We start from the raw sequence: 25,736 nt of genomic DNA, 5'->3' as shown, positions 1-25,736 counted from the left end.
CGGATCGCGATCGCGCGCCACGACGCCGCCAACGGCGCCGTGCGCGGAAACAGGCTCAGTAGCGCAGCAGCGCCGAGCCCCAGGTGAAGCCGCCGCCGAAGGCTTCCAGCAGCAGCAACTGGCCGCGCTGCACGCGGCCCGAACGCACCGCCACGTCCAGCGCCATCGGCACCGAGGCGGAGGAGGTGTTGCCGTGGATATCCACCGTCACCACCACCTGCTCCATCGGCAGCTCCAGGCGCTTGGCGGTGGCCTCGATGATGCGCAGGTTGGCCTGGTGCGGGATCAGCCAGTCCAGGTCGTGCTTGTCCAGGCCGTTGGCCTCGAGGGTCTCGTCGACCACGGCGTCCAGCGCCTTGACCGCGTACTTGAACACCTCGCTGCCCTTCATCTGGATGCCGCCGGCGGCCGGATCGCCGGTGCCGTCGCCCAGCCCGGTGGCGATGCCGACCGGATTCCACAGCAGCTCCTTCTTGCTGCCGTCGGCATGCAGATGGGTGCTGAGGATGCCCGTGTCTTCGTCGGCGCGCAGGACCACCGCGCCGGCACCGTCGCCGAACAGCACGCAGGTGGTGCGCTCGGTCCAATCGACGATGCGGCTGAGGGTTTCGGTGCCGATGACCAGCACGGTCTTGGCGTCGCCGCTGCGGATGAACTTGTCGGCCACGCTGAGCGCGTAGACGAAGCCGGAACAGGCGGCGTTGACGTCCAGCGCCGGGCAACCGACCACGCCGAGGCGGGCCTGGATCAGGCAGGCGGTGGACGGGAAGATCAGATCCGGCGTGGTGGTGCCGACCACGATCATGTCGAGTTCGGCGGCATCGATGCCTGCGGCTTCGATGGCCTTCAGCGCGGCCTCGTAGCCCAGGTCGCCGGCGGTCTGGCCGGGGGCGGCGATGTGCCGCTCGCGGATGCCGGTACGGCTGCGGATCCATTCGTCGCTGGTGTCGACCATGTGCGACAGATCGTCGTTGGTCAACACTTTTTCAGGCAAATAGCTGCCGGTGCCCGCGATCCTGGAATAGATCCGCTTGCTCATGCTGGTTCCTGTTGCCTGTTACGCAGGCCGCCCCGATGCGGCGCGGCCTGTGAAGATGGGTGACTCCATCCACCGCAGCGCGGTGGACGGGCACGGATCAATCTTCTTCGACCTGCGCGGTCTTGGTGGCGATCACCTTCTTGCCACGGTAGTAACCGTCGGCGGTGACGTGGTGGCGCAGGTGGATCTCGCCGCTGGTCGGATCGGTCGACAGCTGCTTGGCGCTGAGGGCGTCGTGCGAACGGCGCTGGCCGCGGCGGGACGGGGTGACACGGGATTTCTGCACAGCCATGGGATTGCTCCAAACTCGGTTCGTTTACATCTGTCGTCATTACGTCGCGCAGGACGCGCGCGTCCGGCAACAACCTCAGGCAGCGGCAGGCGGACCGACCGCTACTGTTTCTTCAGCGCCGCCAACGCCGCGAACGGGTTGACCTTGCTCGTTTCTTCCTCGGTCGCCGGCCAGTCGCGATCGACCGCCTCGCTTCCGGGCGCCACCGGCACCAACGGCACCGCCAGCACCAGCTCGTCCTCGACCAGATCGGCCGGCCGCAGCATGCCGTCTTCCGGCACCAGCAAGGCCTCGTGATCCGGCGGCAGCGCGGCTTCTTCTTCCTCGCTGCGGATCAGCCCCAGCCGCTGCACGCTCGACACCGGCAGCAGGAAGCGCTGCAGGCTGCGCTGACAGATCAGCGGCAGCTCGGTTTCGATCTTCAGTTCGACATAGGACACTTGCAGTACAGCGTCGCGGCCGAATTCCAGCGTGTAGCGGCATTCGCCTTCGGTGTCGGCCAGGCTGCCTTGCAGACGGGTCATCGCCGAGAGCGGCAGGCGGTCTTCGAAGACCCTGCGCGCTGCGACCATCCGCCAGGCATCCAACAGTTCGGGCACGTTCGCGGACATAAGCCGCAGAATGTTAAGGACTGCCGGGGCCGCTGTCAAACCGCCCCCTGGGCCGCTGGCAGCCCGGCACCGAACCGCCTTGCCGGTCCGCGCCAGCCGCCGCAGACTGCCGGCCCCGGCCTGCCGCCGCCCGCCCTTCCGCCGATGCCCGCGCTGATCCTGGCTTCCACTTCCGCCTACCGCCGCGAACTGCTGCAGCGGCTGCGCCTGCCCTTCGAGTGCGCCCGCCCGCAGGTCGACGAGACCCCGCTGCCCGGCGAAGCGCCGCTGGCGCTGGCGCAGCGGCTGGCGGCGGCCAAGGCGGCGGCGGTCGCGGCCACTGCCGGGGAGGCCTGGGTGATCGGCTCGGACCAGGTCGCCGAACTGGACGGCCAGCCGCTGGGCAAGCCCGGCAATGTCGCCGCGGCACACGCGCAGTTGGCGGCCATGTCCGGGCGCAGCGTGCGCTTCCACACCGCGGTCTGCCTGCAGCGCGGCACACGCACCCTGCACGCCTGCGACCTCACCGAAGTGCAGTTCCGCGACCTGCAGGCCGAGGCCATCACCCGCTACGTCGCCGCCGAACAGCCGCTGGACTGCGCCGGCAGCTTCAAGTGCGAAGGCCTGGGCATCAGCCTGTTCCGCGCGATCCAGACCCAGGATCCGACCGCGCTGATCGGCCTGCCGTTGATCGCGCTGTCCGAGTTGCTGCGCGAGGCCGGCTTCGTGCTGCCCTAGCTCACTGCAGCCGGCACCACTGGTACGGGAAGCGCGCCTGCCCGACCCAGGATTGGTAGATCTGACAGGACCCCGGCTGCAGCGCCAGGCCGTAGCGCGCCAGTTGCTGCGCCGCCAGCGCCTGGGTCTGGCGATCCGCGGCGGCGACATCCACGGCCCGTTCCGGCAGCTGCACCCAGCGACAACGACCGGCATCCACCTCCACACCGGCGCGCACCGGGCGCCGCGCCAGCCGCCGCATCAGCGCACAGTCGGGGCCGCGATCCAGGCCCAGGCGCGCGGCCACGGCATTGAGCCGCTGCAGGCGCTCGACATTGCGATCCACTTCCGCCGGCAACAGCGCATAGCCCTGCCCGCGCGCCGCCAGCATCTCGCGGATCCGCGCGGCGTAGGCCGGCGTTTCCGGGAAATTGGAGGCGACCGACGCGTAGGCTGCCTGCGCGGGCAGGAACGGAATGCGCCAGGACTCCGGCGCATCGCCGACCAGCAGCACCAGGCTGTGCTCGGGTTGCGGCATCGGCGGCGCCTGCACCCGGAACGCCTCGCGCGCCCAGCGCTCGTGCCCCCACTCGCCCCAGCCGTACAGCGCAAAGGCCGCACAGGCGATCAGGGTCCAGCGCGCCGCCGGGGCAGCGATGCGCGCCGGCAGCAGCCGCCGCAGCCCCACCCACAGCAGCAACGGCGCCAGCAACTCCGGCACCACCAGGTAGCGCTGGATGCTGAAGGCCGCCTGCCAGGCGAGGAAGGCGACCACCACGAACACCAGCACCGCGCGCCACGCCGGCGCGACCACCTCCGCCGGCGCGGAGCCGCGCAAACGCCGCAGCATCCAGCGCAGCAGCGCGACCAGGCCCAGCAGATACAGCAGCGGCCATACCAGTTGCCGCAGGCGCACCTCGCTGACCCGGTTCGGCGCCAGCGAGAACTGCAGCGGCCAGGTCAGCCACTCCCACAGCGTCTTCGGCAACCAGCGCGTGTCGCTGACCGCCACCGGCTGCGCCAGCGGCGCCAGGAAATGGCTGTTGAACTGCGGGAACAGCGGATTGCCGAAGGTCTGCCACACCCGCAGCAGCCACGGCCCGGCCAGCAGCGCGAAACTGAGCACCGTCACCGTAGTCAGCACTGCGGCGCCGCCGATCCGTTGCCGCGGGCGACCGCCGGCGACCAGCGCGGCCACGCCCAGGGCCAGCGCGAACAGGGCGTTGGTCAGCTTGCAGGCCATCGCCAGCCCGAGCAGGGCGCCGGCCAGCGCCCACCAGCCCAGCGCCACGCCCTGCCCCGCGACCTGCTGGCGACGTTGCGCGTGCAGCGCGGCAAGCAACGCGCCCAGCACCGGCAGCGCGCTGGTGTTGTCGCCCATGGTGCCGGCGAACTCGGACAGGAACGCGGCGCTGCACAGCCCGGCCAGCGCCAGCCACGGCACCAGCCGCGCGCGGTCCAGCCGCGGGTCCAGCACCTGCCAGACGATGCCGGCCAGCAGCAGGAACGCCAGTGCGTGCAGCACGCCCATCGCGAACCCGGCCAGCGGCGCAGGCAGGCCAACGAACAGCGCGTAATGCAACACGTCCAGCAGCGGATTGAAGTAGCTCTGCATCTGCGCCGGCGCCAGGTCGATGCCGAGGCGGCCGTGCAGGACGGCGTAGCCGTTGTACAGGTGGTAGTTGCGCAGGTCCCAGTTGGCGTCCTGACCCAGCCACAGCGACAGCAGCCCACCCAAAAGCGCGACCGCCACACCCGCCGCGATCACGTTGCCGCGGCTGTGGAAGGCGAAGCGGCGATCCAGCGCGGCCAGCAGGCGCTGGCGGCGCGTCAGGCGCGGCAGCGCCGCAGCAGCAGTGGTGCTCATGCGCCGTCACCATGATGCGCACCCTGCGCGTCCGCCGCCGGCCAGGCCGGGATCGCCAGGTAAGCCAGGCGCTTGGCCTCGATGCGGCCGCGCGTGACCGTGTCCAGGATCAGCCCGCAGGCCAGCAGCAGCACACCCAGCAACACCAGCGCCGAACACAGGATCGCGGTGGGAAACCGCGGCACCAGGCCGGTCTGCGCATAGGTCAGCAACAGCGGCACCGCCAGCGCCAGCGCCAGCAGCACGCAGGCGCCGAAGCCGAGCGAGAAGAACAGCAAGGGCCGCTCGGCCTTGAACAGGCGCAGGATGGTCAACAGGATGCGGGTGCCGTCGTGCCAGGTGCGCAGCTTGCTCTGCGATCCTTCCGGACGCGCGCCGTAGGCAGTGTCGACTTCCGCCACCGGCATGCGCAGTTGCAGCGCGTGCACCGCCAGTTCGGTCTCGGTCTCGAAGCCGGCGGCATGCGCGGGGAACGACTTCACGTAGCGCCGCGAGAACACCCGGTAGCCGGACAGCATGTCGTCGAAGCTGCGCCCGAACAGGAAGCCCACGCAGCGGGTCAGCAGCACGTTGCCGGTGCGATGGCCGGCGCGGTACGCCGCCGCTTCGTCGCTGCGGCGCGCGCCGACCACCATGTCCAGTCCGTCGCGCAGCAGCCGCTCGACCAGCGCCGGCGCCATCGCCGCGTCGTAGGTCGCGTCGCCGTCGACCAGCACGTAGACGTCGGCCTCGATGTCGGCGAACAGGCGCCGCACCACGTTGCCCTTGCCCTGCAGCGCGACCTCGCGCACTACCGCGCCGGCCGCACGCGCACGGGCGATGGTGGCGTCGCTGGAATTGTTGTCGAACACATGGACCTGCGCGCCCGGCAGATGCGTGGCGAAATCGGCCACGACCCGGCCGATGGTGGCCGCCTCGTTGTGGCAGGGCACCAACACCGCGATCCGCGGCGCGGCCGCGGGGCGATCGGAGGGGAAACTGGACATGGGCGGCGTGCGGTCCTGCGCGGCAGCGTGGAAAGGCGCGCCATCCTAGCTCAGTGCGGGCGCAGCACGATCGGTTGTTCCCACCAATCCTCGACGCTGCCGTCGCGGCCGTGCAGGCGCAGGCCCAGCCAGTGCGTGCCCGGTGCCAGGCCGCCGGCATCGACGGTGGCGCGGAAGCCGATGTTCGGATGGTTCGGATCGGTGGAGATCTTCCAGAACCTGGTCACGTCGTAGACGTCGCCATAGTGCGCCTGCGCCGCGACCTTGCCGTCGAGCAGCACCTCGACCCGGTCGATTCCCACGCCGTCCTTGAACGCCCAGCCGGACACGTCGAAGCGGCGGCCGACGCTGGCATCCACGTCGGGGGTGTTGAACCAGGCCATTGCCGGCGTGGTGCAGGGGCCGGTCGCACGCTGCGCCGGCAGCGCGAACAGCAGGAAGCGCTGGCTGCCGTGATCGCTGGACACCACCCGCGGCGGCGGCAGCGGGCCGAGCAGGTCGCACACCGCGTGGTAGCGCTGCAGCAGCAGCCGGTACTTCATGTCGCTGGGCGAGAGCACCAGCAGCCGCGGACCGTCGCGGTGGCCGTCGCCGAGCAGACCCCACTGCTGCAGCTGTGCGCTGCGCCCGTGCTTGTCGTTCAACGGATGCGGCAGCACCTGGATGTTGGGATCGCGCAGTTCGAAGCCGAGTTCGGCGCCGACCTTGAAGTTGTCCGCCAGCACCTGGGTGCCGGGCGGCATGCTCGCCAGTTCGCGCCGCACCGCGCCGGCCAGCGGCCGCCAGCCGGCGAAGTTGCGCGGGTAGTACTTGTCGCCGGCGGTGTGCGCGCGCACCGCCGGCACCGACACCGCCAGGTAGTAGCCGAACGCACCGACCAGGCCCAGCCCGGCCAGCAGCCAGGTGGCGCGGCGCAGCGGCTTGCTCCAGCCGTTGAGGATCACCGGCGTGGCGATCAGCAGCGCCAGATAACCCGGCAGCGGCCAGTGGAAGCTGACCCGCTCGGCGTCGGTGAAGAACCCGAGCAGGAAGATGCCCAGCGTGGACACCCCGCCGAGCAGGCCGAAATACCGCCACTGCACGCGCGTGCCGCTGCTGCCGCCGCGCGTGGCCATCAGCGCCACCTTGGTCATCGCCACCGCCAGCAGCGGCGTGACCAGCAGCAACTGGATCAGCAGGAAGGCGATGCCGGCGGGCTGGAAGCTCCAGGGATGGCGGTCGACCAGCTGGAACTTGAGACCGGCTTCGCCGTTGTCCGCGTTCCAGGCCAGCAGCGGCAGCCAGGCGACCATGCCCAGCGCCAGCGCGACCCACACCTGCGGATCGCGCAGCATGCGCCGGCCCTGCGGGATCAGCAGCAGCGCGATCGCGCCGACGCCGATCACGCCGACGAAGCGGTAATGGCTCAGCGCGCCGATGACCAGGCCCAGCGCCAGCTCCACCGCGCTCAGCGCCTCGGTCTGGCGCAGCAGCCGCGCAGTGGCGTCGATGCACAGGATCGTCGCCAGCGCCATCGGCACGTCCGGCAGCGCCAGGATGCCCAGGGTGCCGGACAGCGGCATCAGCAAGGCCAGGCTGCCGGCGCGCCAGCCCGCCACCGCACCGAACCAGCGCGTGGCGATGCGTGCGATCAGCCACGGCACGGCCGCACCCAGCAGCAGGAATGGCGCGCGCAACGCGAGCAGGTGGTCGCCGCCGAGCGCCACGCCCAGCCGCGCCAGCCACGCGGTCAGCCCGGGCAGATCCGAGTAGGCCAGCGCCAGATGCTGGCCTTCCTGCCAATAGAATGCCTCGTCCACGAACAACGGCAGGCGCGCGGCGACCAGCAGTTTGGCGGCGGTGACGAGCGTCCACAGCACGATGAAGACGCTGCGTGCACGTTGTTCCCCTTGCATTGCCCGTACACTCCCTGAAACCGTTGCGAGACTGCGATGCCTACTCCGCTCCGCTTGCCGGAAATGCTAACCGATACGTTGCGCGAGGCGCTCACGCGCGCCCAGCAGCAGGTCAATGCGCTGGTCCTGGGCAAGCCGCAACAGGTGCGCATGGCGTTTGTCGCCCTGCTGTCCGGCGGACATCTGCTGATCGAGGACCTGCCCGGCCTGGGCAAGACCACGCTGGCGCATGCGCTGGCCGCGAGCCTGGGACTGGGCTTCCAGCGCGTGCAGTTCACCTCCGACTTGCTGCCGGCCGATGTGCTCGGCGTGTCGGTGTACGACGCGCAGTCGCGCCAGTTCCAGTTCCATCCCGGCCCGGTGTTCACCCACGTGCTGCTCGCCGACGAGATCAACCGCGCGCCGCCGCGCACGCAGAGTGCGCTGCTGGAAGCGATGGCCGAACAGCAGGTCACCCTCGACGGCACCACCCATCCGCTGCCGTCGCCGTTCTTCGTGATCGCCACGCAGAACCCGGTGGACCTGTCGGGCACGTTCCCGCTGCCCGACTCGCAACTGGACCGCTTCCTGCTGCGCCTGGCGCTGGGCTATCCCAACGCCGAGGCCGAACGCGCGCTGCTCAGCGGCAGCGATCGCCGCGACCTCATCGCACAGGCGCAGCCACTGCTCGGCGAGGCCGACATGGCCACGCTGCGGCAGGGCGTGGAGCAGATCCACGCCAGCGAGGCGCTGGTCGGCTACGTGCAGGCGCTGCTGGCGCGCAGCCGCCAGCATCCCGGCGTACGCGTGGGCCTGTCGCCGCGTGCCGGCATCGCCCTGCTGCGCGCGGCCAAGGCACATGCGCTGCTGCTCGGCCGCGGCCACGTGCTGCCCGAGGACGTGCAGGCGCTGTTCGTGGCCGTGGCCGAGCATCGCCTGGTGGCCGAACAGGAATCGGCGTCCGGCCAGACCCTGGCCAAGGCGATCCTGCACAGCGTCGCGGTGGACTGACACCGATGCCGGGCGGGCGGCGCGACTGGCGGCAGCGACTGGCGCAGTTGGCCGCGCCGCGCGCGCCGGAAGCCCTGCCAGTACAGTTGGACCGGCGCCGCATCTACATCCTGCCCACGCCGTTCGGCGGCTTCCTGGCGCTGCTGCTGGCGGCGATGCTGCTCGGCGCGCTGAACTACAACAACAACCCGGCGCTGCTGCTGGCGATGCTGCTCGGCGCGGCGGCAATGGCCAGCGCCATCGTCGCCCATCTGCAGTTGTCCGGGCTGCGACTGGAGGCGCTGTCGGCCGAGCCGGTGGCGGCCGGGCAGGCGCTGCGCCTGCGGCTGGCATTGGCCACCGCCGACGGCCGCCGACGGCGCGGCCTGCGCGTGCGCCACGGTGCCGCCCACACCTACCTGGACCTGCACCGCGACGATCGCAACGAGGCCGACCTGGAGGTGCCCACCGAACGCCGCGGCTGGCTGGACCTGCAGCGCATCCAGGTCTCCACCACCCAGCCGCTGGGCCTGCTGCGCGCCTGGGCCTGGTTCTGGCCGGACGCCCCGCTGCTGGTCTATCCGCAACCGGAGGCCGACGGCCCGCCGCTGCCTGCAGGCGCCGGCACCCCAACCCAGACCCGCCTGCACGCGCTCGGCGAGGAGCTGCATCAACTGCGCCCGTATCGGGCCGGCGACGCGCCGCGGGCGATCGCCTGGAAGCACTCGGCGCGTCGCGACACCCTGCTGGTGCGCGAGTACGAACGCCCGATCGGCGTGGACGTGGTGCTGGACTGGCGCACGCTGCCGGCGTTGCCGCACGAACGCCGTATCGCACGGCTGGCGCGCTGGGTCGAGGAAGCCGAGCGCGACGGCCGTCGCTACCGCCTGCTGCTACCGGGGCAGCCGGCGCTGGGGCCGGGCCGCGGGCCGCAGCACCGGCATCTGTGCCTGCGCGCGCTGGCGCTGCTGCCGCATGGCTGAGCCGCGCTCGCCGACGCTGCATGCCGCCAGCCGCGCCTGGGCGCTGGGCGCGGCGCTGCTGGCCTTGCTGCCGCTGCTGCTGCAGTTGCCCGGCACCCTGGCCTGGCTGATCGCGCTGTCCGCCCTGCTGATCGGCGCCAGTTCGGCATGGCGGCCGCTGCCGGCGCTGCTGCGCCTGATCCTGGTCGCCGTCATGCTCGCGGCGCTGTACTGGCAGGTCGGCCTGCGCTTCGGCCGCGATACCGGCTGCGCGTTGCTGGCGGCGATGCTGGCGATCAAGCCCTCGGAACTGAAGAGCCTGCGCGATGCGCGCAGCCTGCTCGGCTTCGCCCTGTTCGCCCCGTTCGCCGCCTTCCTGCTCGACCAGGGGCCGGTGACGATGGCGCTGGGGCTGGCCGCGGTGATCGCGGCGTTGCTGTGCATGCAGCGCTTGGCCGACCAGGAAGGGCACAGCGCGCGTCGTCCGTTGCGCGGGCAACTGCGCGGCGTCGGCCGCCTGCTGGCGCTGGGCCTGCCGCTGGCGCTGGCCGCGTTCTGGCTGTTCCCGCGGCTGGGTTCGCCGCTGTGGGGCGTGCCGGAACGTGCGCTGGGCCGGCCCGGCCTGTCGGACACGATGAGTCCGGGGCAGTGGCTGGACCTACTGGCCGACGACACCCCCGCATTGCGTGTGCAGTTCTTCGGCCCGGTGCCGGCGCCGGCGCAGCGCTACTGGCGCGGCCCGGTGCTGTGGGATTTCGACGGCCGCACCTGGCATGCGCAGCGCGAGAACGCCTTCGCGCCGGCACCCACGATCCAGCTCGCACCCGGCGGCTGGGACTACCAGCTCGAGGTGGAACCGACCGACCGCCGGCAACTGGTCGCCCTGGACCTGCCGCGGCAGGCACCGCCCGGCACCCGGCTGACGGCCGACGCCGTGCTGCAGACCGAGCGCCCGCTCAGCGCGCTGACCCGCTGGCGGCTGCGGTCGGCGCTGCCGCAACGGGTGGAGGCCGATCTCGCGCCGGCGCAACGGCAGCGCGCGCTGGCGTTGCCGCCCGGCTACAACCCGCGCACCCTGGCGCTGGCCCGGCAGTGGCGGCAGCAGGCCGGCGCCGACGATGCGGCGATCGTCGCCCGCGCCCTGCAATGGATCCGCCGCGACTTCGCCTACACCCTGGAGACGCCGCTGCCCGGCCGCGACGGCGTGGACGAGTTCCTGTTCCAGCAGAAGGCCGGGTTCTGCCAGCACTTCAGTTCGGCGTTCGTGGTGCTGATGCGCGGCGCCGGCATTCCTGCACGTGTGGTCACCGGTTATGCCGGCGGCACCCGCAATGCGTTCGGCGACTACTGGGTGGTGCGGCGCATGGACGCGCACGCCTGGGCCGAGGTGTGGCTGCCGCAACGCGGCTGGGTGCGGGTGGACCCGACCGCGGCGGTGGCGCCGGAACGCATCTACGACACCCTGGAGGACCGTCTGGGCAGCGATGCCGGCGCGCAGGGCGGCGGCGCCGACTGGCGCTGGCGCGACCTCGCCGACTGGGCACGACGCGGCTGGAACGACCTGGTGCTGTCCTTCGACGCCAACCGCCAGCAGCGCCTGCTCAGCCAGTTCGGCATCGCCCGCCTGGAACCCGGGCAACTGGTGGCGCTGTTCGCCGGATTCGCCGCGGTGCTGCTGGGTGCGATGGCCTGGTGGCTGGCGCGCGGCGAGCGCGAACGCGATCCGCTGCTGCGGGCATGGCGGGCGCTGGGCCGGCGCTACGCCCGGCGCGGGCTGGGCCGCGACCCGCACGAACCGGCCCTGGCGTGGGCGGCGCGCGTACAGCGGGAAACCGGCGATGCGAGCCTGATTCCGCTCAGCCGGCGTTTCGCCGATGCGCGCTACGCTGGCGCTGATTCGGACAGCGCTTCATTGTTGCGCGACCTGCGCAGGCACCGTCCGCCCACTGGAGCATCCCGATGAAGATTCGCCTGCTGTTCCCCGTGATCGCTGCGCTGGCGCTCGGCGCCTGCGCCACCGCCCCCAAGCCGCTGCAGGGCCAGTTCGCGCCCGTCAGCCCGCGCGACTCGGTCGCCGGCCAGCAGGCCGGCGCGCCGGTGCGCTGGGGCGGCAAGATCATCAAGACCACGCCCGGCCAGGGCCAGACCTGCTTCCAGATGCTGTCGCGTCCGCTCAATGCCAGCGGCCGCCCGGACAGCGATGCCGCCGACGCCAGCGATGGCCGCTTCATCGCCTGCCGCGCCGGCTTCTACGATCCGGCGGTGTTCGAGCCCGGCCGCGAGGTGACCTTCATCGGCCACGTGTCCGGCTACGACAACACCCGCATCGGCGAGTACGACTACCGCCTGCCGAAGATGGACGCGGACGTGGTGTACCTGTGGCCGGTGGTGCGCCAGGTCGAAGTGGTGCCCGCCTATCCGTACGGCCCCTGGGGCGGCCCGTGGGGCCCGTGGGGTCCGCGCTGGGGCTGGTGGTAAGCCCTGCGTTTCTGCCGCAACGAAAAACGCCGCTGATCCAGCGGCGTTTTTTTATGCCTGCACGTTCGCGCCAGCCGCTGCTCAGGGCGTGCCGAAGCGCCCGAGCGGCGCACCGGCGAGCAGATGCAGGTGCAGATGGAACACGGTCTGCCCGGCGTGCTCGCGGCAGTTGATCACCACCCGGTAGCCGTCCTGGGCCAGGCCCTGCTCGCGCGCATAGCTGGCCGCGGCCAGCACCAGCCGGCCGACCAGGGTCGCCTGCTCCGGCGCCAGGTCGTCCAGGGTCGGAATCTCCACCTGCTTGGGAATGAAGAGCACATGCACCGGCGCCTGCGGCGCGATGTCCTTGAAGCCGAGCACGGCGTCGTCCTCGTAGACGATGCTGGCCGGAATTTCGCGACGGATGATCTTGCCGAAGATGGTGTCCATGGAGCGCGCCCGGAACGAAAGAAGGGGCCGCCGTTATAGCCCAATTCGGCGTCGCACCGCAGCCGCGTGCGGCGGTTATTCGCCGGTGCCGGTGCGCGGCACTTCGCTGCGGCTGCCGAAGGCGTGCGACAGCGTGCCGCGATCCACGTACTCCAGCTCGCCGCCGAGCGGCAGGCCCTGCGCCAACCGGCTCGGCCGCACGCCATGCTGACGCGCCAGTTGCGCCAGGTAATGCGCGGTGGCCTCGCCTTCGACCGTGGAGTTGGTGGCGATGATCAGTTCGGCCACCTCGCCCTGCGCCAACCGCGCGGCCAGCCGGTCCAGGCCCAGTTCGCGCGGGCCGATGCCGTCCAGCGGCGACAGCCGGCCCTGCAGGATGAAGTACAGGCCGCGGTAGCCGGTGGCGTGCTCGATCGCCAGGCGGTCGGCCGGCGACTCCACCGCGCACAGCTGCTGGCGATCGCGGGCCGGACTGGCGCAGATCGCACAGACCTCGGTTTCGCTGAAATCGCGGCATTGCGCGCAATGACCGATGCGTTCGATCGCCTCGTGCAACCGCTCGGCCAGACGCTGCCCGCCCTCGCGCTCGCGCTCGAGCACGTGATACGCCATGCGCTGCGCGGTCTTCTGGCCGACGCCAGGCAACACGCGGAACGCATCGATCAGTTGTTCGAGCAGCGGCGAGCTCATTGTGGTTGGGGATTCGGGAGTGGGGATTGGGGATTCGTAAAAGAAACATCGCTGTCACGCGATGTTTTCGTAGGAGCGGCTTCAGCCGCGAGGGGCGTTACCGATAATGCCCCTCGCGGCTGAAGCCGCTCCTACGCGGAGGAATTCACCGAAGCAGGAGAGGCAGCGCACTCGCGAAAAACCGCGAATCCCCAATCCCGAATCCCGGCAACTCAGAACGGCAGCTTCATGCCCGGCGGGATCGGCATGCCGGCGGTGGCCGCGCCCATGCGCGCCTTGGATTCGGCATCGATCTTGTTGGAGGCGTCGTTGAAGGCAGCGGCGATCAGGTCCTCGGCCATTTCCTGGTCGGCCAGGATGCTCGGATCGATCCGCACCTTGCGGCACTCCTTGGCGCCGGTCAGGGTCACGTTGACCATGCCGCCGCCGGCGCTGCCGGTGACTTCCAGCTTGGCCAGTTCTTCCTGGGCGCGCTGCAGGTTTTCCTGCATCTTCTGCGCCTGTTGCATCAGTTGGGCGATATTGCCGCGCATCGTGGTTCACTCATCGTAGGGACGGATGGAATCGGGGACGACCCGCGCGCCTTGCTGCTGGATCAGCGCCTGCACCGCCGGGTCGTTCATGAACGCGGTCTCGGCCGCGTTCTGGCGCTCGCCGCGTTGCCGGTGCGAGCGCTCATGCAGGGTTTCGGCATCGACCGCGATGCCGCTTTCGATGACGATCTTCGGCCGCTGGCCCAGCGCATCGGCCAACGCCGCGGCCAGTTCGCCCAGCGAGCGTTCCGACTGCAGGTACTCGAAGCCCGGCGACAGCGACAGCCGCAGCACGCCCTCGGCATGACTGACGAAGGCGGCGTTGGCGGCGAGTTGCCGCGAGGGGCCGCTCAGGCCGCAATCGGCGACCAGTTCCAGCCAGTCCTCGGCACTGTGCAGCGCGCGCGGCGTATCGGACACGGCGGCGTGGGTGCGCGGCGGCGCCAGCGGCGGCACCATCGCCATTTCCGGTTCGGCGGCCGCAGCCGTGGCCGCGGCCGGAACGACCGCTGGCGCCGGCGTCGCGACGGGCGCGGACGGCGCTGGGCGTGCCGCCGGCGGTGCCGGCGGATCCCATGGCGGGTCCAGCGGCGCCGCCGCCGGACTGGGCGCAGCCGCCACCGGCGCGGCCGGGATCGGTGCCGGTGCGGCGACGACGGGCGCGGCCGGCGCGGCAGCAGCAGCCACCGCAGCCGGTGCCGCCATCGCCGCGGCAGGCGCGCTGGCAGCCGCCGCCGATGCATTGCCGTGTCCTTGTGCAGCCGCACCGGTCGCGGTGCCGGCCGGCAGCGCCGCGGCGCCCATCGGACGGAACGCCAGCATGCGCAGCAGCGCCATCTCGAAGCCGGCGCGCGGGCTCGGCGCCAGGTACAGGTCGCGACGCCCGTTCAGCGCCATCTGGTACCACAGCTGCACGATCTCCGGACGCAGGCGCTCGGCCAGCGGCGCCGGGTCCAGGCCGTCCAGCGCTGGCGTGGCCGCGCCCGGCACCAGTTGCCGCACCTGGATGCGGTGCAGGGCCTCGGCCAGCGCCTCCAGCACTCCGCCCCAGTCGGGCGAGAACTCGGCCAGGCCGGCGACCACCTGCAGCAGCCGCTGCCCGTCGGCATCGGCCAGCGCATCGAGCATCGCCCCGACCTGGGTACGGTCGACCGTGCCCAGCATCGCCCGCACCACCTCGTCGCGCAGCGCGCCGCCGGCGTAGGCGATGGCCTGGTCGAGCAGCGACAGGCCGTCGCGCAGACTGCCATCGGCGGCCTTGGCCAGTTGCACGATCGCCGAGGCATCCACCTCGATCTGCTCGGCGGCCAGGATCTTGGTCATCTGCCCCTGGATCTGTTCCTCGTCCAGGCGCTTGAGGTTGAACTGCAGGCAGCGCGACAGCACCGTCACCGGCAGCTTCTGCGGGTCGGTGGTAGCGAGCAGGAACTTCACGTGCTCCGGCGGCTCTTCCAGCGTCTTCAGCAGCGCGTTGAACGCCGCCTTGGAGAGCATGTGCACTTCGTCGATCAGGTAGACCTTGAACTTGCCGCGCGAGGGCATGTACTGCGCGTTCTCGATCACTTCGCGCACGTCGTCCACGCCGGTGTTGGACGCGGCGTCGATCTCCAACAGGTCGATGTAGCGGCCGGCATCGATGTCCAGGCAGGCCGCGCACTGGCCGCAGGGATCGGCGCTGGTGCCCTGCTCGCAGTTCAGCGACTTGGCGAAGATGCGCGCGATCGTGGTCTTGCCGACGCCGCGGGTACCGGTGAACAGGAATGCGTGGTGCACCCGGCCGCTGTCCAGCGCGTTGGTGAGCGCGCGGACCACATGCTCCTGCCCCACCAACTCGGCGAAACGCTTGGGGCGCCACTTGCGGGCGAGAACGAGATAGGACATCAGGCGACCGTCTTCATCTGAACCGCCATTGTGCCACGCCGGGCCACCGCGATCGTTCAGTCGCCCGGTCATCTGCCGTCCCGACGCGCGCCGCCTCCGGCGCAGGGCCACCTGTGACGATGAACAGGGGCAAAGGTGACGCCGGTCAGCGCGGCAGCGGCGATTCGCCTTGTGAACGGCGGCCATGACGGCTAGAATTCCCGCCCTTGCCCGGACCGCATGGCCCGCGCAAGACCCGGAGAGGTGTCCGAGTGGTTGAAGGAGCACGCCTGGAAAGTGTGTAAGCGTCTAAACCGCGCTTCGGGGGTTCGAATCCCCCTCTCTCCGCCAGATTGAAAGTGTTGAGATGGCCCAGTCGCGTGAGTTTCGCCGGCGCCTGGGAGGGGGTGAGAACCCCCGGGTTCGACAGGTGGCGTAGCCACCTGCACGGCGAAGCCGCCCGCAGGGCGAGGCATCGAAGATGCCGAGTGAATCCCCCTCTCTCCGCCAGATTCGAATGCGTTTCCTCTCGCAGAATGCTCCCACCCTGGTGGCGGTGTTCAAATGAGGAAAGACCGCGCCACTGGCGCGGTTTCGTCTCTATGGTGGCCCCGTCGGCCCCTCGCGACGCTAGGTCGAAAACCCCGCCAGGGCCGGAAGGCAGCAACGGTATCGATCGACGCGGGCGCCGAGGTCAGCCGGCGGGGTTACCACCCTTCTCGACGACGAACGATCAACCTAGATCGCAAGCAGCGGCTGCGCCTGCAGAAAGCAACCGCCATCCCGGCCTATCATTCGTTCCGGCCGTGGCGACGGCACAGAGAGCCTTGCGGCGGCAGACTATGCCTGGCGCGGTCAGCCGGCGGGGTTACCCCCCTCCTCTACGAAGACACGATCGACACCTGATCGCGCGCGCTGCTATTCGCGTTGCGGCGCCTGCGCCTCCGGATGCAGCCACCCCGCATCGCCCTCGCGGTAGCGTTCGCGCTTCCAGATCGGAACGCGTGCCTTGACCTCGTCGATGACGTAGCGGCAGGCGTCGAACGCGGCGCCGCGGTGCGCAGCGACAACGCCCACCCACACCGCCAGGTCGCCGATCGCCAGTTCGCCGACGCGGTGCACGCAACGCAGGTCGAGAATGGCGAAACGGGCCAGGGCCTCGTCGACGATGCGTTGGCCTTCGGCCTCGGCCAGTGCGGCGTAGGCCTCGTAGTGCAGGCCGTCGACCGCGCGGCCGTCGTTGTGGTCGCGCACCCAGCCTTCGAAGCTGGCATAGGCGCCGGCCTGGGCGTGCGCCAGCGGGGCGCGCAGCGTGGCGATGTCGAGCGGGTGGTCGGCCAGCCGGAAACGCGGTTCGGTGGACATGGCTCAGCCTCCCGAAACCGGCGGAATGAACACCACTTCGCTGCCGTCGCGCACCGCCTCGTCCCAGCCGACGAAGGCGCTGTCCACCGCCACCCGCAAGCGATCCAGCGGCCAGCGCAGGCCATGGCGGGCATCGAGTTCGGCATACAGCGCGCGCAGGTTCGGCGCATCGGTATGCACCTGTTCGCGTTCCAGGCCCGCGGCCTCGCGCAGGCTGGCGAAGTACAGCACGCTCACCTGGACGCTCATGCCACGCTCCCGACGTCGCGCTTGCCGCCACGCTTGCCGACCAGCCGCACCGGGCCGATGGTCATCGCGTGGGTCAGCGCCTTGCACATGTCGTAGACGGTCAGCGCGGCGACGCTGGCGCCGGTCAGCGCCTCCATCTCCACGCCGGTGCGGTGCACGGTGCGCACCGTGCATTCGATGCCCAGCACCTGCGGCGAGCGCCAGTCGATGGCGAAGCGGCAGCCGTCGATCGGCAACGGATGGCAGAACGGAATCAGTTCGTGGGTGCGCTTGACCGCCATCGTGCCGGCGATCACCGCGGTGTCGACGATGCCGCCCTTGGCGCTGCGCAACGCGTCGGCGCGCAACTGCGCGGCCACGCGGGCGGGGAAGCGCACCTGCGCCTCGGCCACCGCCACACGCGCGGTGGCGGCCTTGGCGGAGACGTCGACCATGGTCGGCAATCCCTGCGGGTCCAGATGGGTCAGCCCCGGCGCGGCGGCGCGCGCGGACGTGGCGGAGGTCTTCTTGGTCATGGACTGCGCTGCCGCTCCCACGGCGCGATCTTCAAGCGCCGCCGGGGATCGGCGTGCCTTGGTGGAACAGCATGCGCCATTGGCCGTCGCGATACCGCCAAAGCGAACTGCGCAGCGCCTGCCGCGGCGGCTCGCCACCGCCGCTGCGCTCGCTGCGATAACGCAGGTGCGCCAACTCCGGTTCCAGCAGCTGCACATCGATGTCGAATGCACAGTAGCGAAATGCGCCCGACTCCGCCGCCAACGCCTGCAGCACTGCCGGCTTGTCGAAGCGGCGACCGGAGGCGCCGAACTCGACGAAGGCGTCGTCGAGCAGTTCGGCCACGCGCGCCGCCGAGGCACGCACCGCCGGCTCCAGCAATTCCAGTTCCAGCGCGACCAGCGCGCGTTGCACGGCGGCGTCCATCGCTCAACCGCCGATCAGGAACATTTCGACGTGCTTGCCGCGCGTGGCGGTCGCCGCGCCGCGCAGTTCGCTGTAGCGATCGTCGCGACGCTCCCACAGCGCACGCACGCGTTCGGCCAGCGCCTCCTCGCCCCCCGCCAGCGCCGGCCGCAAATCGGTGCCCTCGCCCGCGAACAGGCAGGTGTAGAGATGGCCGTCGGCCGAGACCCGGGCGCGGTGGCAATCGCCGCAGAACGGCGCACTGACCGAGGTCACGAAGCCGATCTCGCCGCCGCCATCGGCGAACGCATAGCGCGCGGCGACCTCGCCGGAATAATGCGGCGCCAGCGCCTGAAGGGGCCAGCACGCGGCGATGCGGTCGCGCAACTCGGCGGCCGGCACCACCCGCTCGCGACGCCAGGCGTTGCAGGTGCCGACGTCCATGTATTCGATGAAGCGCAGCACATGGCCGCTGCCGCGGAAATGCGCCAGCAACGGCAGCACCTGGTCGTCGTTGATGCCGCGCTGGACCACGCAGTTGAGCTTGACCGGCCCCAGCCCGGCCGCGACCGCCGCGTCGATGCCCTCCAGCACCTGCGCGATCTCGCCACGGTCGCCGGACAACTTCCGGAACACCGCCGGCTCGATCGCATCCAGGCTGACCGTGACCCGGCGCAGGCCGGCCTCGCGCAAGGCCTGCGCATGCCGCGCCAGCAGCGCGCCATTGGTGGTCATGGCCAGATCGTCCACGCCGGGGATGCGCGCCAGCCGCCGCACCAGCTCGGGCAGATCGCGGCGCAGCAGCGGTTCGCCGCCGGTCAGGCGCAGCTTGTTGACGCCGTTGCGGACGAAGGCGCGGGCCACCGTCTCCAATTGCGCGAACGACAGCCGCGATGCGGCGTCGAAGCCGTAATCATCCGGCACCTTGTCGGCCGGCATGCAGTAGCCGCAGCGGAAATTGCAGGCCTCGATCACCGACAGGCGCAGGTCGCGCAACGGCCGCCCGCGCCGGTCCGCCGGCGTCGCCGACGCGAGCGGCGGGCGCGGCAGCGCGTTCATCCCGCCGGCACCTGCGGCGCGCGCGGCGCCGTCAGCGCCACGCGCTCGCCCGGCCGCGCCACGCGGTGGCCACGCGCGCGCAGGGCCTCGGCATCGTCGTCGCTGGCGTAGTGGTAGAGCATGGTTCGTTGCAGCAGCTCTGCGGGGTACTCCCGCTCCAGGTCGTCCACGCCAGTATGCGACGGGTTGCCGTGAAGACCGCAGTCGTGCGCCACCAGTTCGCCGTCGTCGGCATACCGGTTCAGCATTTCCGGGATCGGCCGGGTGTCCCCGCTCCACACCAGCGCGCCCTGCAGGCGCAGGCCGTAGGCGGTCTCCGGCCAGTGGTGGCGCACCGGGAACACCTCCAGGCGCACGCCCTCGTGCCAGAACGCATCGCCCACCGCGATCAGCTGGAACGCATCCCAGAAGTTGGCGCCGCCCTCGGCCAGCACGTTCGGGTAGTCGGCCACGCGGCGGTGCAGCAGCGGCACCACCGTGGCCGGCACGTACAGGCGCACCTTGCCTCGGCGCGCGGAGAAATAGCTGTCCACGAACAGCCGCTCGAAGCCGGCGACGTGGTCCAGATGCACATGGGTGACGAACAGCGCATGCGGCATCTCGCCGTAGTGCGCCTGATAGGCGGTCAGGCCCTCGCCGCCACAGTCGATGTTCAGCCACGGCCGGCCGTCGCGCTCGATGGTGGCCATCGGCGAGCCCAGCGCCACCGCCGAGGCATTGCCCACGCCCTGGAAGCGCAGCGCCCAGTCCGTCATCAGCAGCCGCGCTCCCAGGCCAGGTCGTAGGCGCGGCGCAGGCGCGCGTAGTCCTTCTCCACGGCATCGACGCTGCGCTCGCCGCGCAGCTTCAGCAGCGAACGGCGCAGCCGCTTGAGGTTGCGCTCGCGCCAGCGGGTGGCGGGAATGCGCAGCACGCCGCGGTCGAAGTCGATCAGCCAGCCGCGGCCGTTGCCGTCGAACAGGATGTTCTGCGCATTGAGGTCGGCGTGGTCGAGGCCGGCGCGATGGAAGCGCGCGATCAGCCGCCCCGCCTCCTCCCACGGCGCGCCGCGGCCGGCCAGATGTGCGCGCTCGGCCAGCGAGCGCACGCCCTCCAGCCGCTCCATCAGGATCGCCGCGCGGTAACGCAGCCCCTGGCGCAGATAACAGGCCGCCAGCGGCCGCGGCACCGGCAGCTGGCGCGCGATCAGCGCGCGCATCAGCCGGAATTCGGCGAAACTGCGGGTGCGGTCGGCGCCGGTCCACAGGTAGCGGTCGCGGACCAGCTTGGCGACCAGCCCGCCGCGGCGGTACTGGCGCAGCACGCAGCTGCCGAACGGGGCATCGACGAACCAGGCGCCGCCGCGGCCGCCGGCATCCACCGGGCGGGCGCGTTCGCCCCAGGCGGCGGCGGAAAACAGCGCCGGCTCGGCTTGCCGCAGCCGTTCGCGGTCGAACAGAATGGCCCCGTAGCCGCGGCCCTCGCGGTACGGCGTCAGTGCTTCGGTGGCGTCGAATGCAACCATCCAGCGAGTCTAACAACACCATGCCGGCAACGCTCCCTTCGCTGTGCCTGTTGCGCCTGTCGGCGCTGGGGGACGTGACCCACGTGGTGCCGCTGGTACGGACCCTGCAACGCGCCTGGCCGCAGGCGCCGGCGTTGCACTGGATCATCGACAAGGCCGGGCACAAGCTGCTCGACGGCCTGCCGGGCGTGGTGTTCCACCCGTACGACAAGCGCAGCGGCCTGGCCGGCATGCGCGCCTTGCGCCGCGCCCTGCCGGCGCAAGGCTTCGACGCGCTGCTGCAGATGCAGGTGGCGTTGCGCGCCAACGTGCTGTCGGCGTTCGTGCCGGCGCGCCGCCGCATCGGCTACGACCGCAGCCGCTCCAAGGACCTGCACGGCCTGTTCGTCAACGAACGCATCCCCGACCGCCCCGGCATCCACGTGCTGGAGGCGATCGGCAGCTTCTGCGAGCCGCTGGGGCTGCGCCAGACCGAGGTGCGTTGGGACCTGCCAGTGCCCGAGGACGCCCATGCCTGGGCGCGTGCGCAATGGCCCGAGGACGGCCGTCCGGCGCTGCTGATCTCACCTTGCTCCAGCCATCAGCGTCGCAACTGGTATGCCGAGCGCTACGCCGCGGTGGCCGACCATGCCGCCGCGCAGGGCTGGCGGGTGGTGCTGTGCGGCGGCCGCAGCGACCTGGAGCGCAGCACCGCCGACGCCATCGTCGCAGCGGCGCGCACGCCGGTGCTCGACCTGGTCGGCCGCGACACGCTCAAGCAACTGCCGGCGCTGCTGCAGCGCGCCGCATTGGTGATGACACCCGACTCCGGCCCCATGCACATCGCCAACGCCATGGGCACCAAGGTGCTGGGCCTGCACGCGGCCAGCAACCCGCGCCGCAGCGGCCCGTATTCGGACATCCGCTACTGCGTGGACAAGTACGACGCCGCCGCGCGCAAGTACCTGGGCAAGCCGGCCGCGCAGTTGAAGTGGGGCAGCAAGATCGAATTCGACGGCGTGATGAAGCTCATCGCGGTGGACGATGCGATCGCCGCATTCGAGCGCTATCGCGCCGACCACGGCCACTGAGCCCGGTTGCGGCGCCCGTGGCGCCGCTCTACCATCGCCGCGCGTCCTGCCGCCGACCCGGCCTGCAGGAGCCGCCGTAAGCGTTTACGTCAATCAACGCGCCAACTGCGCCGGATCCGTCCGGGGCTGTTTCCCGTCGGGGCCTGGCAGGCCGTTGGCGGGTGGCGCCTTCGATCGACCGGCTTACGGAGAGTCCGCAATGTCACGTTCCCCGCTGTTCTCCCGCAAGCTGTCCCCGCGCCATGCCGCCTGGGTGACCCCGCTGCTGCTGTCGGTGCTGATGACCTGCATCGTCTCGATGATCAGCACCCTGCGCAGCGTCGGGCTGGCGCCCGGCGTCGGCACGCTCTGGCTCGGCGCCTGGGCGCTGTCCTGGCTGGTGGCCTTCCCCACCCTGCTGCTGGTGCTGCCGCTGGTGCGGCGCCTGACCGGACTGGTGGTCGCACGCAACTGAGGTGCGGCGCGTTCCGGGAGACGGCAACGCCTCCCGGAACTCTGCCCTCACGCCGAGGCGTTGCGGTAGTCCTGGTAGGACTTCTCTTCCACGTAGCTGGAGCCCAGTGCCAGGTTGATTTCCTTCTTGAGCCGCGCGCGTTCGTCGTTTTCGTAGTACACGCTGCGCGCCAGCTTGATGAACTCCTCGTCGAAGGCCTGCGCCTTCTCCTTGATCCGGATCTCGTCCTCGATCACCCACAGGCGCTCGTTGACCGCCTTCAGTTCCGCGCGCAGGCGCGCCACGTCGCCGCCGGCCGCCGGATGCGCCATCCAGGTCTTTTCCAGTGCCGACAGTTCGGCACGCACATTGGCCAGCTTGCCCGGATCTTCGATGCGCTCGGACTTGATCTGCAGGATGGCGATCTTGTCGAGCAACTCGCCGAAGGACACGGGCACCAGGATTTCGGACATGGCAGACACCAAAAACAGGAGAAGGAAGAGTGTAACGGCGACGCCTTAAGCCAGCGTCGGCACACTGTCGCGAGCGCCAAAAAGCAAAAGGCCCCTGACGGGGCCTGATGCGAAACTGGCAGGAAGGGGGGATGCACTCGGTGCATGCTGCACCTCGCCCTGCGGGCGGCTGCGCCGTGCGCATCGGCTGTCGCCGATGGGTCGAACCCGCGGGGCTTCTCACCCCCCACTCCTGCACCTATCGCACTCTGCGACCGCTGGAGGGTGCGCGCGCGATGAAACTGGCGGGAAGGGGGGGATTCGAACCCCCGAGGCGCTATAAACGCCTGCCTGATTTCGAGTCAGGTACATTCAACCACTCTGCCACCTTCCCGGGTGGTCCCCGGCGGACCGGGGGCGTGCATCATACGGTCCCCGCCGCGCGCGGACAAGCGGCCAGGCGCCGAGCCCCCGCAAGCGCCCCGGCGCCGCGGGGCGATGAACCCCGCCTGCTGCGTGCCGCGCGCGGCGATTGCCTGATCCGCGCGCGACCGCGATGATGCCCGTCGACCCCAGAAAACACCGGCCGGCCGCAGGCGCCCAATGATCGAATTCGGACATCTCACCCACGTCGGCCTGCGCCGCGACCTCAACGAGGACACCTACTACGGCGACCACGAACTGGGGTTGTGGCTGGTGGCCGACGGCATGGGCGGCCACGCCTGCGGCGAGGTCGCCAGCGCCCTGGCGCGCGAGGCCATCGTGCGCGAAGTGCGCGGCGGCACCGCCCTGGCGCAGGCCATCCGCATCGCCGACGAGGAGATCATCCGCGCCTCGCAGCGCCGCAACGACACCCTGCCGATGGGCACCACGGTGGTGGCCGCGCGGGTCCAGGGCAACCGCTTCGAGGTGGCCTGGGTCGGCGACAGCCGCGCCTACCTGTGGCGCGACGGCAAGCTGGCCCAGCTCAGCCAGGACCACAGCTACGTGCAGGAACTGATCGCGCAGGGCGCGCTCACCGCCGAGCAGGCCCGCGCCCATCCGCACCGCAACGTGGTCACCCAGGCACTGGGCGTCACCGATCCGCAGCACCTGAACGTGGCGACGATGACCGGCGAGCTACGCCCGGGCATGCGCCTGCTGCTGTGCAGCGACGGGCTCACCGAGGAAGTGGACGATGCCGGCCTGGCCAACGCGCTGGGCCACGACGACTGCAGCGCGCAGGAATGCGTGGACATGCTGGTCGCCGCCGCGCTCGACGAAGGCGGCTCGGACAACATCACCGCGATCCTGGTGCGCTGTCACTGAATTCGGTGCGGCGCGGCGGCTCCGGCCGCGCAAGCCACGTCAGGGCACCGCTGGATACTGCATTTTAACGCTCAACCCGGCCAGGCTGCCCTGCAGGAGCAGCTGCAGCTGCGACAGGGCTTTACCGGGAACGCCCCGTCGCGGCTGACGCCACTCTACAACAGACGTCCCATCGTCATTCGAGGTGCCCTTCAGCCGGCCACCGCGTCCACCACGACCGGTTCGGCGTCGTCCCACAGCGCGCGGCCGGCCTTCTTGCGCAGCTTTTCCAGCCGCGCCTGGTGCGCTTCCAGTTCCGAGGCCGTCGGCACCACCCGCGGCCGCGGCAACAGCATGGTCATGTCGAATGCCGGCCCCTGCGCCGCCGCATGCGCGGCGCCGTCCTCGGCCAGGGCGAAACCGATCTCCTCCTGACCGGAGGTCAGCGCGATGTACACGTCGCTGAGGATCTGCGCATCGAGCAGCGCGCCGTGCAGTTGCCGGTGCGAGTTGTCCACGCCCAGCCGCTTGCACAGCGCGTCCAGCGAATTGCGCTGACCCGGAAAGCGCTCGCGCGCCAGCAGCAGGGTGTCGATCACCGTGGCGCGATCGAGGATGCGGCCGTAGGACTCGCCCAGCCGCGACAGTTCGTAATCCAGAAAGCCCAGGTCGAACGAGGCGTTGTGGATGATCAGCTCGGCGCCGTCGATGAACTCCAGGAATTCGTCGACCACCTCGTGGAATTCCGGCTTGTCGGCAAGGAAATCCAGGGTCAGGCCGGTGACTTCCTGCGCGCCGGGTTCGAAATCGCAGTCCGGGCGCAGGTAGCGATGGAAGTTGCGCCCGCTGGGGCGGCGTTCGAGCAGTTCCACCGCGCCGATTTCGACGACACGGTTGCCCTTCTTCCATTCCAGGCCGGTGGTTTCGGTATCGAGGATGATCTGACGCATGGGACTCGCAGCGGAAAAGGAAGACAAGATCAGGTCGCGACGGCGGCGCCGCCGGCGCGCACGTGCAGGGCCTGGTTGCGCGCCAGCTGGTCGACCCGCTCGTTGTCCGGATCACCGTTGTGGCCCTTGACCCAGCGCCAGTCGATCGTATGCCGCTGCGCGGCCGCATGCAGCCGCTCCCACAGATCGCGGTTCTTGACCGGATCGCCGCCGGCGGTCTTCCACTGCCGGCGCACCCAGCCCGGCATCCATTCGGTGATGCCCTGGCGCACGTACTGCGAGTCGGTGTGCAACACGATCTGGCACGGCTCGTTGAGCGTCTCCAGGGCCATGATCGCGGCCATCAGCTCCATGCGGTTGTTGGTGGTGTGCGCCTCGGCGCCGGCCACCTCGCGCTCCAGTCCCTTGTAGCGCAGCAGCGCGGCCCAGCCGCCGGGGCCGGGATTGCCGAGGCAGGCGCCATCGGTATGGATGTCGACAGTCTTCATGAAACTCCGTGTTCAGATGGAAGCGACCGAGCCGCGCCAGCGGACCGGCGCGCGCAGCGGAATGGGGCCGATGCCGGCGGCGGTGCGTTTTTCCGCCTGCAGCAGGCAGACCGCGCGCAGCGGCGCGGTGGAGGTGGCCGGGCCGACGCCACCGCGGGTCGGCCACACCGGCCCGAGATAGCGCAGTTGCTCCACGCACGGCAGGCCGACCTGTTCGAGCAGGCCGCGCCAGCTACCTGGCGGACGCGCCACCAGGCCCTGGCGGCGCCAGCGCAGCCGGTACGGGCTCACCGCATTGAGCGCGAACAGCCACACGCGGCCGCCCGGCATCAGGATGCGCTCGCATTCCTCCAGCAGCGCCGCCGCGTCGGCGGCGAGCACGTGCTGCAGGACGATGGCGTTGACGCTTTCCGACGGCAGCGGCAGTGGCAGCGTGCACACCAGGTCGCCGGCGTAGCCGCAGGCGCTGCGGTGCAGGCGCACGCCCCGCCCCGGCAGCTCGCGCGCGGGGGGTGGTAGCGGCACCGGGGCCAGCCACAGCCAGGGTTGCGCGGGGCGCTTGAGCAAGGCGTCGAGGATCAGCGGCTGCTCGGCCTGCAGCAACGCCTGCGCCCCGGCAGTATCAAACCAGGATGAGACGTTGGCTTGACGAGGGAGCGACACGGCAGGCAT

29 protein-coding genes, 2 tRNA genes and 1 other RNA gene are annotated in these 25,736 nt (G+C 70.8%); 10 read left to right on the top strand and 22 right to left on the bottom strand.

Going from position 1 to position 25,736, the window contains the following annotated elements; translation table 11 throughout:
* Positions 1-55 precede the first annotated feature (55 nt).
* The 3 genes from SLW52_RS02900 to SLW52_RS02890 all read right to left on the bottom strand — a co-directional run bounded on the left by SLW52_RS02900 (position 56) and on the right by SLW52_RS02890 (position 1,942).
* Positions 56-1,039 (bottom strand): beta-ketoacyl-ACP synthase III, encoded by a 984-nt coding sequence (locus SLW52_RS02900; protein ID WP_010342478.1) that lies wholly within the window; start codon positions 1,037-1,039, stop codon positions 56-58.
* 97 nt (positions 1,040-1,136) lie between these two features.
* Positions 1,137-1,331, bottom strand: a complete 195-nt coding sequence (rpmF, locus tag SLW52_RS02895) for a 50S ribosomal protein L32 (RefSeq protein WP_010342479.1) — start codon at positions 1,329-1,331, stop codon at positions 1,137-1,139.
* Positions 1,332-1,432: 101 nt separating this feature from the next.
* On the bottom strand, positions 1,433-1,942 hold the full coding sequence (locus tag SLW52_RS02890; protein ID WP_010342480.1) for a YceD family protein: 510 nt from the start codon (positions 1,940-1,942) through the stop codon (positions 1,433-1,435).
* 144 nt (positions 1,943-2,086) lie between these two features.
* On the opposite strand from SLW52_RS02890, the gene SLW52_RS02885 reads away from it, so the two are divergent.
* Entirely contained in the window at positions 2,087-2,659 is a 573-nt protein-coding gene (locus SLW52_RS02885; protein ID WP_295925384.1) for a Maf family nucleotide pyrophosphatase, read from the top strand.
* A gap of 1 nt (position 2,660) precedes the next feature.
* On the opposite strand, the gene SLW52_RS02880 is transcribed toward SLW52_RS02885, so the two are convergent.
* Genes SLW52_RS02880 through SLW52_RS02870 form a run of 3 tightly spaced genes read right to left on the bottom strand, consistent with a single transcriptional unit; the run spans position 2,661 to position 7,386 of the window.
* Complete coding sequence (locus SLW52_RS02880) at positions 2,661-4,505, bottom strand: glycosyltransferase 87 family protein (protein WP_320739472.1); 1,845 nt, start codon at positions 4,503-4,505, stop codon at positions 2,661-2,663.
* The gene (locus SLW52_RS02875) at positions 4,502-5,491 is read right to left on the bottom strand and encodes a glycosyltransferase family 2 protein (protein WP_017912660.1); all 990 of its coding nucleotides are present in this window, start codon (positions 5,489-5,491) and stop codon (positions 4,502-4,504) included. Before SLW52_RS02875 ends, SLW52_RS02880 begins: the two co-directional genes overlap by 4 nt.
* A gap of 50 nt (positions 5,492-5,541) precedes the next feature.
* Positions 5,542-7,386, bottom strand: a complete 1,845-nt coding sequence (locus SLW52_RS02870) for a glycosyltransferase family 39 protein (protein ID WP_320739473.1) — start codon at positions 7,384-7,386, stop codon at positions 5,542-5,544.
* A gap of 36 nt (positions 7,387-7,422) precedes the next feature.
* On the opposite strand from SLW52_RS02870, the gene SLW52_RS02865 reads away from it, so the two are divergent.
* From SLW52_RS02865 to SLW52_RS02850, 4 genes are read left to right on the top strand one after another with little or no spacing between them, the layout of a single operon-like run.
* Positions 7,423-8,376 (top strand): MoxR family ATPase, encoded by a 954-nt coding sequence (locus tag SLW52_RS02865; protein ID WP_320739474.1) that lies wholly within the window; start codon positions 7,423-7,425, stop codon positions 8,374-8,376.
* Positions 8,377-8,381: 5 nt separating this feature from the next.
* Complete coding sequence (locus SLW52_RS02860; RefSeq protein WP_284467694.1) at positions 8,382-9,338, top strand: DUF58 domain-containing protein; 957 nt, start codon at positions 8,382-8,384, stop codon at positions 9,336-9,338.
* Positions 9,331-11,280: a DUF3488 and transglutaminase-like domain-containing protein gene (locus SLW52_RS02855; RefSeq protein WP_320739475.1), complete on the top strand. Its 1,950-nt coding sequence runs from the start codon at positions 9,331-9,333 to the stop codon at positions 11,278-11,280. The genes SLW52_RS02860 and SLW52_RS02855 overlap by 8 nt, the downstream gene beginning before the upstream one ends.
* Entirely contained in the window at positions 11,277-11,795 is a 519-nt protein-coding gene (locus SLW52_RS02850; protein ID WP_017914772.1) for a Slp family lipoprotein, read from the top strand. Before SLW52_RS02855 ends, SLW52_RS02850 begins: the two co-directional genes overlap by 4 nt.
* Positions 11,796-11,876: 81 nt before the next feature.
* Here SLW52_RS02850 and SLW52_RS02845 read toward each other — a convergent pair whose 3' ends face one another.
* From SLW52_RS02845 to dnaX, 4 genes are all read right to left on the bottom strand, one after another.
* Positions 11,877-12,224 (bottom strand): histidine triad nucleotide-binding protein, encoded by a 348-nt coding sequence (locus tag SLW52_RS02845; RefSeq protein WP_010342491.1) that lies wholly within the window; start codon positions 12,222-12,224, stop codon positions 11,877-11,879.
* A 75-nt stretch (positions 12,225-12,299) separates the two neighbouring features.
* Positions 12,300-12,914, bottom strand: a complete 615-nt coding sequence (recR, locus tag SLW52_RS02840) for a recombination mediator RecR (protein ID WP_017909283.1) — start codon at positions 12,912-12,914, stop codon at positions 12,300-12,302.
* Positions 12,915-13,126: 212 nt separating this feature from the next.
* Positions 13,127-13,447, bottom strand: coding sequence for a YbaB/EbfC family nucleoid-associated protein (locus SLW52_RS02835; protein WP_017909282.1), 321 nt, complete (start codon positions 13,445-13,447; stop codon positions 13,127-13,129).
* A gap of 6 nt (positions 13,448-13,453) precedes the next feature.
* On the bottom strand, positions 13,454-15,328 hold the full coding sequence (dnaX, locus tag SLW52_RS02830) for a DNA polymerase III subunit gamma/tau (RefSeq protein WP_320739476.1): 1,875 nt from the start codon (positions 15,326-15,328) through the stop codon (positions 13,454-13,456).
* A 237-nt stretch (positions 15,329-15,565) separates the two neighbouring features.
* Here dnaX and SLW52_RS02825 point away from each other — a divergent pair.
* Positions 15,566-15,658: transfer RNA gene (locus SLW52_RS02825), tRNA-Ser, on the top strand.
* 260 nt (positions 15,659-15,918) lie between these two features.
* Positions 15,919-16,015, top strand: an RNA gene (gene ffs / locus SLW52_RS02820) — signal recognition particle sRNA small type.
* Between the two features lie 210 nt (positions 16,016-16,225).
* Here ffs and SLW52_RS02815 read toward each other — a convergent pair.
* Genes SLW52_RS02815 through SLW52_RS02785 form a run of 7 tightly spaced genes read right to left on the bottom strand, consistent with a single transcriptional unit; the run spans position 16,226 to position 20,384 of the window.
* Positions 16,226-16,672 carry a molybdenum cofactor biosynthesis protein MoaE gene (locus SLW52_RS02815; RefSeq protein WP_152237587.1) on the bottom strand — a complete coding sequence of 149 codons (447 nt, stop codon included), beginning with the start codon at positions 16,670-16,672 and terminating at the stop codon, positions 16,226-16,228.
* A gap of 3 nt (positions 16,673-16,675) precedes the next feature.
* Positions 16,676-16,921 (bottom strand): MoaD/ThiS family protein, encoded by a 246-nt coding sequence (locus SLW52_RS02810; protein ID WP_017908887.1) that lies wholly within the window; start codon positions 16,919-16,921, stop codon positions 16,676-16,678.
* Entirely contained in the window at positions 16,918-17,436 is a 519-nt protein-coding gene (gene moaC, locus SLW52_RS02805) for a cyclic pyranopterin monophosphate synthase MoaC (RefSeq protein WP_320739478.1), read from the bottom strand. The genes SLW52_RS02810 and moaC overlap by 4 nt, the downstream gene beginning before the upstream one ends.
* A gap of 31 nt (positions 17,437-17,467) precedes the next feature.
* Entirely contained in the window at positions 17,468-17,842 is a 375-nt protein-coding gene (locus SLW52_RS02800) for a nuclear transport factor 2 family protein (RefSeq protein ID WP_320739479.1), read from the bottom strand.
* 3 nt (positions 17,843-17,845) lie between these two features.
* Positions 17,846-18,880 carry a GTP 3',8-cyclase MoaA gene (gene moaA, locus SLW52_RS02795; RefSeq protein WP_320739480.1) on the bottom strand — a complete coding sequence of 345 codons (1,035 nt, stop codon included), beginning with the start codon at positions 18,878-18,880 and terminating at the stop codon, positions 17,846-17,848.
* Positions 18,877-19,635 (bottom strand): MBL fold metallo-hydrolase, encoded by a 759-nt coding sequence (locus SLW52_RS02790; protein WP_320739482.1) that lies wholly within the window; start codon positions 19,633-19,635, stop codon positions 18,877-18,879. The genes moaA and SLW52_RS02790 overlap by 4 nt, the downstream gene beginning before the upstream one ends.
* On the bottom strand, positions 19,635-20,384 hold the full coding sequence (locus tag SLW52_RS02785) for a 3-deoxy-D-manno-octulosonic acid kinase (RefSeq protein ID WP_267084674.1): 750 nt from the start codon (positions 20,382-20,384) through the stop codon (positions 19,635-19,637). The genes SLW52_RS02790 and SLW52_RS02785 overlap by 1 nt, the downstream gene beginning before the upstream one ends.
* Positions 20,385-20,404: 20 nt before the next feature.
* Here SLW52_RS02785 and SLW52_RS02780 point away from each other — a divergent pair, with 20 nt between their 5' ends.
* Both SLW52_RS02780 and SLW52_RS02775 read left to right on the top strand, forming a co-directional pair.
* Positions 20,405-21,454 (top strand): glycosyltransferase family 9 protein, encoded by a 1,050-nt coding sequence (locus SLW52_RS02780; RefSeq protein WP_295914876.1) that lies wholly within the window; start codon positions 20,405-20,407, stop codon positions 21,452-21,454.
* A 199-nt stretch (positions 21,455-21,653) separates the two neighbouring features.
* Positions 21,654-21,908 carry a DUF2798 domain-containing protein gene (locus tag SLW52_RS02775; protein WP_043092951.1) on the top strand — a complete coding sequence of 85 codons (255 nt, stop codon included), beginning with the start codon at positions 21,654-21,656 and terminating at the stop codon, positions 21,906-21,908.
* 47 nt (positions 21,909-21,955) lie between these two features.
* Here SLW52_RS02775 and SLW52_RS02770 read toward each other — a convergent pair whose 3' ends face one another.
* Positions 21,956-22,360, bottom strand: a complete 405-nt coding sequence (locus tag SLW52_RS02770; protein WP_017907820.1) for a DUF6165 family protein — start codon at positions 22,358-22,360, stop codon at positions 21,956-21,958.
* Between the two features lie 282 nt (positions 22,361-22,642).
* A tRNA-Ser gene (locus SLW52_RS02765) sits at positions 22,643-22,733 on the bottom strand.
* Between the two features lie 209 nt (positions 22,734-22,942).
* Between SLW52_RS02765 and SLW52_RS02760 the strand changes: the two genes are divergently transcribed.
* The gene (locus SLW52_RS02760; protein WP_017907821.1) at positions 22,943-23,647 is read left to right on the top strand and encodes a protein phosphatase 2C domain-containing protein; all 705 of its coding nucleotides are present in this window, start codon (positions 22,943-22,945) and stop codon (positions 23,645-23,647) included.
* A gap of 191 nt (positions 23,648-23,838) precedes the next feature.
* On the opposite strand, the gene dnaQ is transcribed toward SLW52_RS02760, so the two are convergent.
* The 3 genes from dnaQ to SLW52_RS02745 are packed head-to-tail and all read right to left on the bottom strand — an operon-like array spanning position 23,839 to position 25,736.
* Positions 23,839-24,576: a DNA polymerase III subunit epsilon gene (gene dnaQ / locus SLW52_RS02755; RefSeq protein WP_267093612.1), complete on the bottom strand. Its 738-nt coding sequence runs from the start codon at positions 24,574-24,576 to the stop codon at positions 23,839-23,841.
* A gap of 29 nt (positions 24,577-24,605) precedes the next feature.
* Positions 24,606-25,064: a ribonuclease HI gene (gene rnhA / locus SLW52_RS02750; protein WP_017907823.1), complete on the bottom strand. Its 459-nt coding sequence runs from the start codon at positions 25,062-25,064 to the stop codon at positions 24,606-24,608.
* Between the two features lie 12 nt (positions 25,065-25,076).
* Entirely contained in the window at positions 25,077-25,736 is a 660-nt protein-coding gene (locus SLW52_RS02745) for a hypothetical protein (RefSeq protein ID WP_026143283.1), read from the bottom strand.

Origin of the sequence: Xanthomonas sp. LF02-5 (assembly GCF_034105325.1) — a bacterium.
Classification (GTDB): Bacteria; Pseudomonadota; Gammaproteobacteria; order Xanthomonadales; family Xanthomonadaceae; genus Xanthomonas_A; species Xanthomonas_A sontii.
This window is presented reverse-complemented; position numbering and strand designations above follow the sequence as displayed.

Coding starts and splice junctions, on each gene's coding strand:
- SLW52_RS02845 (WP_010342491.1), bottom strand. CDS start 12,224: ATGGACACCATCTTCGGCAAGATCATCCGTCGCGAAATTCCGGCCAGC.
- SLW52_RS02880 (WP_320739472.1), bottom strand. CDS start 4,505: ATGAGCACCACTGCTGCTGCGGCGCTGCCGCGCCTGACGCGCCGCCAG.
- SLW52_RS02875 (WP_017912660.1), bottom strand. CDS start 5,491: ATGTCCAGTTTCCCCTCCGATCGCCCCGCGGCCGCGCCGCGGATCGCG.
- SLW52_RS02800 (WP_320739479.1), bottom strand. CDS start 17,842: ATGGACGCCGCCGTGCAACGCGCGCTGGTCGCGCTGGAACTGGAATTG.
- moaC (WP_320739478.1), bottom strand. CDS start 17,436: ATGACCAAGAAGACCTCCGCCACGTCCGCGCGCGCCGCCGCGCCGGGG.
- SLW52_RS02760 (WP_017907821.1), top strand. CDS start 22,943: ATGATCGAATTCGGACATCTCACCCACGTCGGCCTGCGCCGCGACCTC.
- dnaX (WP_320739476.1), bottom strand. CDS start 15,328: ATGTCCTATCTCGTTCTCGCCCGCAAGTGGCGCCCCAAGCGTTTCGCC.
- SLW52_RS02900 (WP_010342478.1), bottom strand. CDS start 1,039: ATGAGCAAGCGGATCTATTCCAGGATCGCGGGCACCGGCAGCTATTTG.
- SLW52_RS02785 (WP_267084674.1), bottom strand. CDS start 20,384: ATGGTTGCATTCGACGCCACCGAAGCACTGACGCCGTACCGCGAGGGC.
- SLW52_RS02775 (WP_043092951.1), top strand. CDS start 21,654: ATGTCACGTTCCCCGCTGTTCTCCCGCAAGCTGTCCCCGCGCCATGCC.
- rpmF (WP_010342479.1), bottom strand. CDS start 1,331: ATGGCTGTGCAGAAATCCCGTGTCACCCCGTCCCGCCGCGGCCAGCGC.
- moaA (WP_320739480.1), bottom strand. CDS start 18,880: ATGAACGCGCTGCCGCGCCCGCCGCTCGCGTCGGCGACGCCGGCGGAC.
- dnaQ (WP_267093612.1), bottom strand. CDS start 24,576: ATGCGTCAGATCATCCTCGATACCGAAACCACCGGCCTGGAATGGAAG.
- SLW52_RS02810 (WP_017908887.1), bottom strand. CDS start 16,921: ATGAGCGTCCAGGTGAGCGTGCTGTACTTCGCCAGCCTGCGCGAGGCC.
- rnhA (WP_017907823.1), bottom strand. CDS start 25,064: ATGAAGACTGTCGACATCCATACCGATGGCGCCTGCCTCGGCAATCCC.
- SLW52_RS02860 (WP_284467694.1), top strand. CDS start 8,382: ATGCCGGGCGGGCGGCGCGACTGGCGGCAGCGACTGGCGCAGTTGGCC.
- recR (WP_017909283.1), bottom strand. CDS start 12,914: ATGAGCTCGCCGCTGCTCGAACAACTGATCGATGCGTTCCGCGTGTTG.
- SLW52_RS02835 (WP_017909282.1), bottom strand. CDS start 13,447: ATGCGCGGCAATATCGCCCAACTGATGCAACAGGCGCAGAAGATGCAG.
- SLW52_RS02870 (WP_320739473.1), bottom strand. CDS start 7,386: ATGCAAGGGGAACAACGTGCACGCAGCGTCTTCATCGTGCTGTGGACG.
- SLW52_RS02745 (WP_026143283.1), bottom strand. CDS start 25,736: ATGCCTGCCGTGTCGCTCCCTCGTCAAGCCAACGTCTCATCCTGGTTT.
- SLW52_RS02790 (WP_320739482.1), bottom strand. CDS start 19,635: ATGACGGACTGGGCGCTGCGCTTCCAGGGCGTGGGCAATGCCTCGGCG.
- SLW52_RS02865 (WP_320739474.1), top strand. CDS start 7,423: ATGCCTACTCCGCTCCGCTTGCCGGAAATGCTAACCGATACGTTGCGC.
- SLW52_RS02850 (WP_017914772.1), top strand. CDS start 11,277: ATGAAGATTCGCCTGCTGTTCCCCGTGATCGCTGCGCTGGCGCTCGGC.
- SLW52_RS02890 (WP_010342480.1), bottom strand. CDS start 1,942: ATGTCCGCGAACGTGCCCGAACTGTTGGATGCCTGGCGGATGGTCGCA.
- SLW52_RS02885 (WP_295925384.1), top strand. CDS start 2,087: ATGCCCGCGCTGATCCTGGCTTCCACTTCCGCCTACCGCCGCGAACTG.
- SLW52_RS02770 (WP_017907820.1), bottom strand. CDS start 22,360: ATGTCCGAAATCCTGGTGCCCGTGTCCTTCGGCGAGTTGCTCGACAAG.
- SLW52_RS02780 (WP_295914876.1), top strand. CDS start 20,405: ATGCCGGCAACGCTCCCTTCGCTGTGCCTGTTGCGCCTGTCGGCGCTG.
- SLW52_RS02815 (WP_152237587.1), bottom strand. CDS start 16,672: ATGTCCACCGAACCGCGTTTCCGGCTGGCCGACCACCCGCTCGACATC.
- SLW52_RS02855 (WP_320739475.1), top strand. CDS start 9,331: ATGGCTGAGCCGCGCTCGCCGACGCTGCATGCCGCCAGCCGCGCCTGG.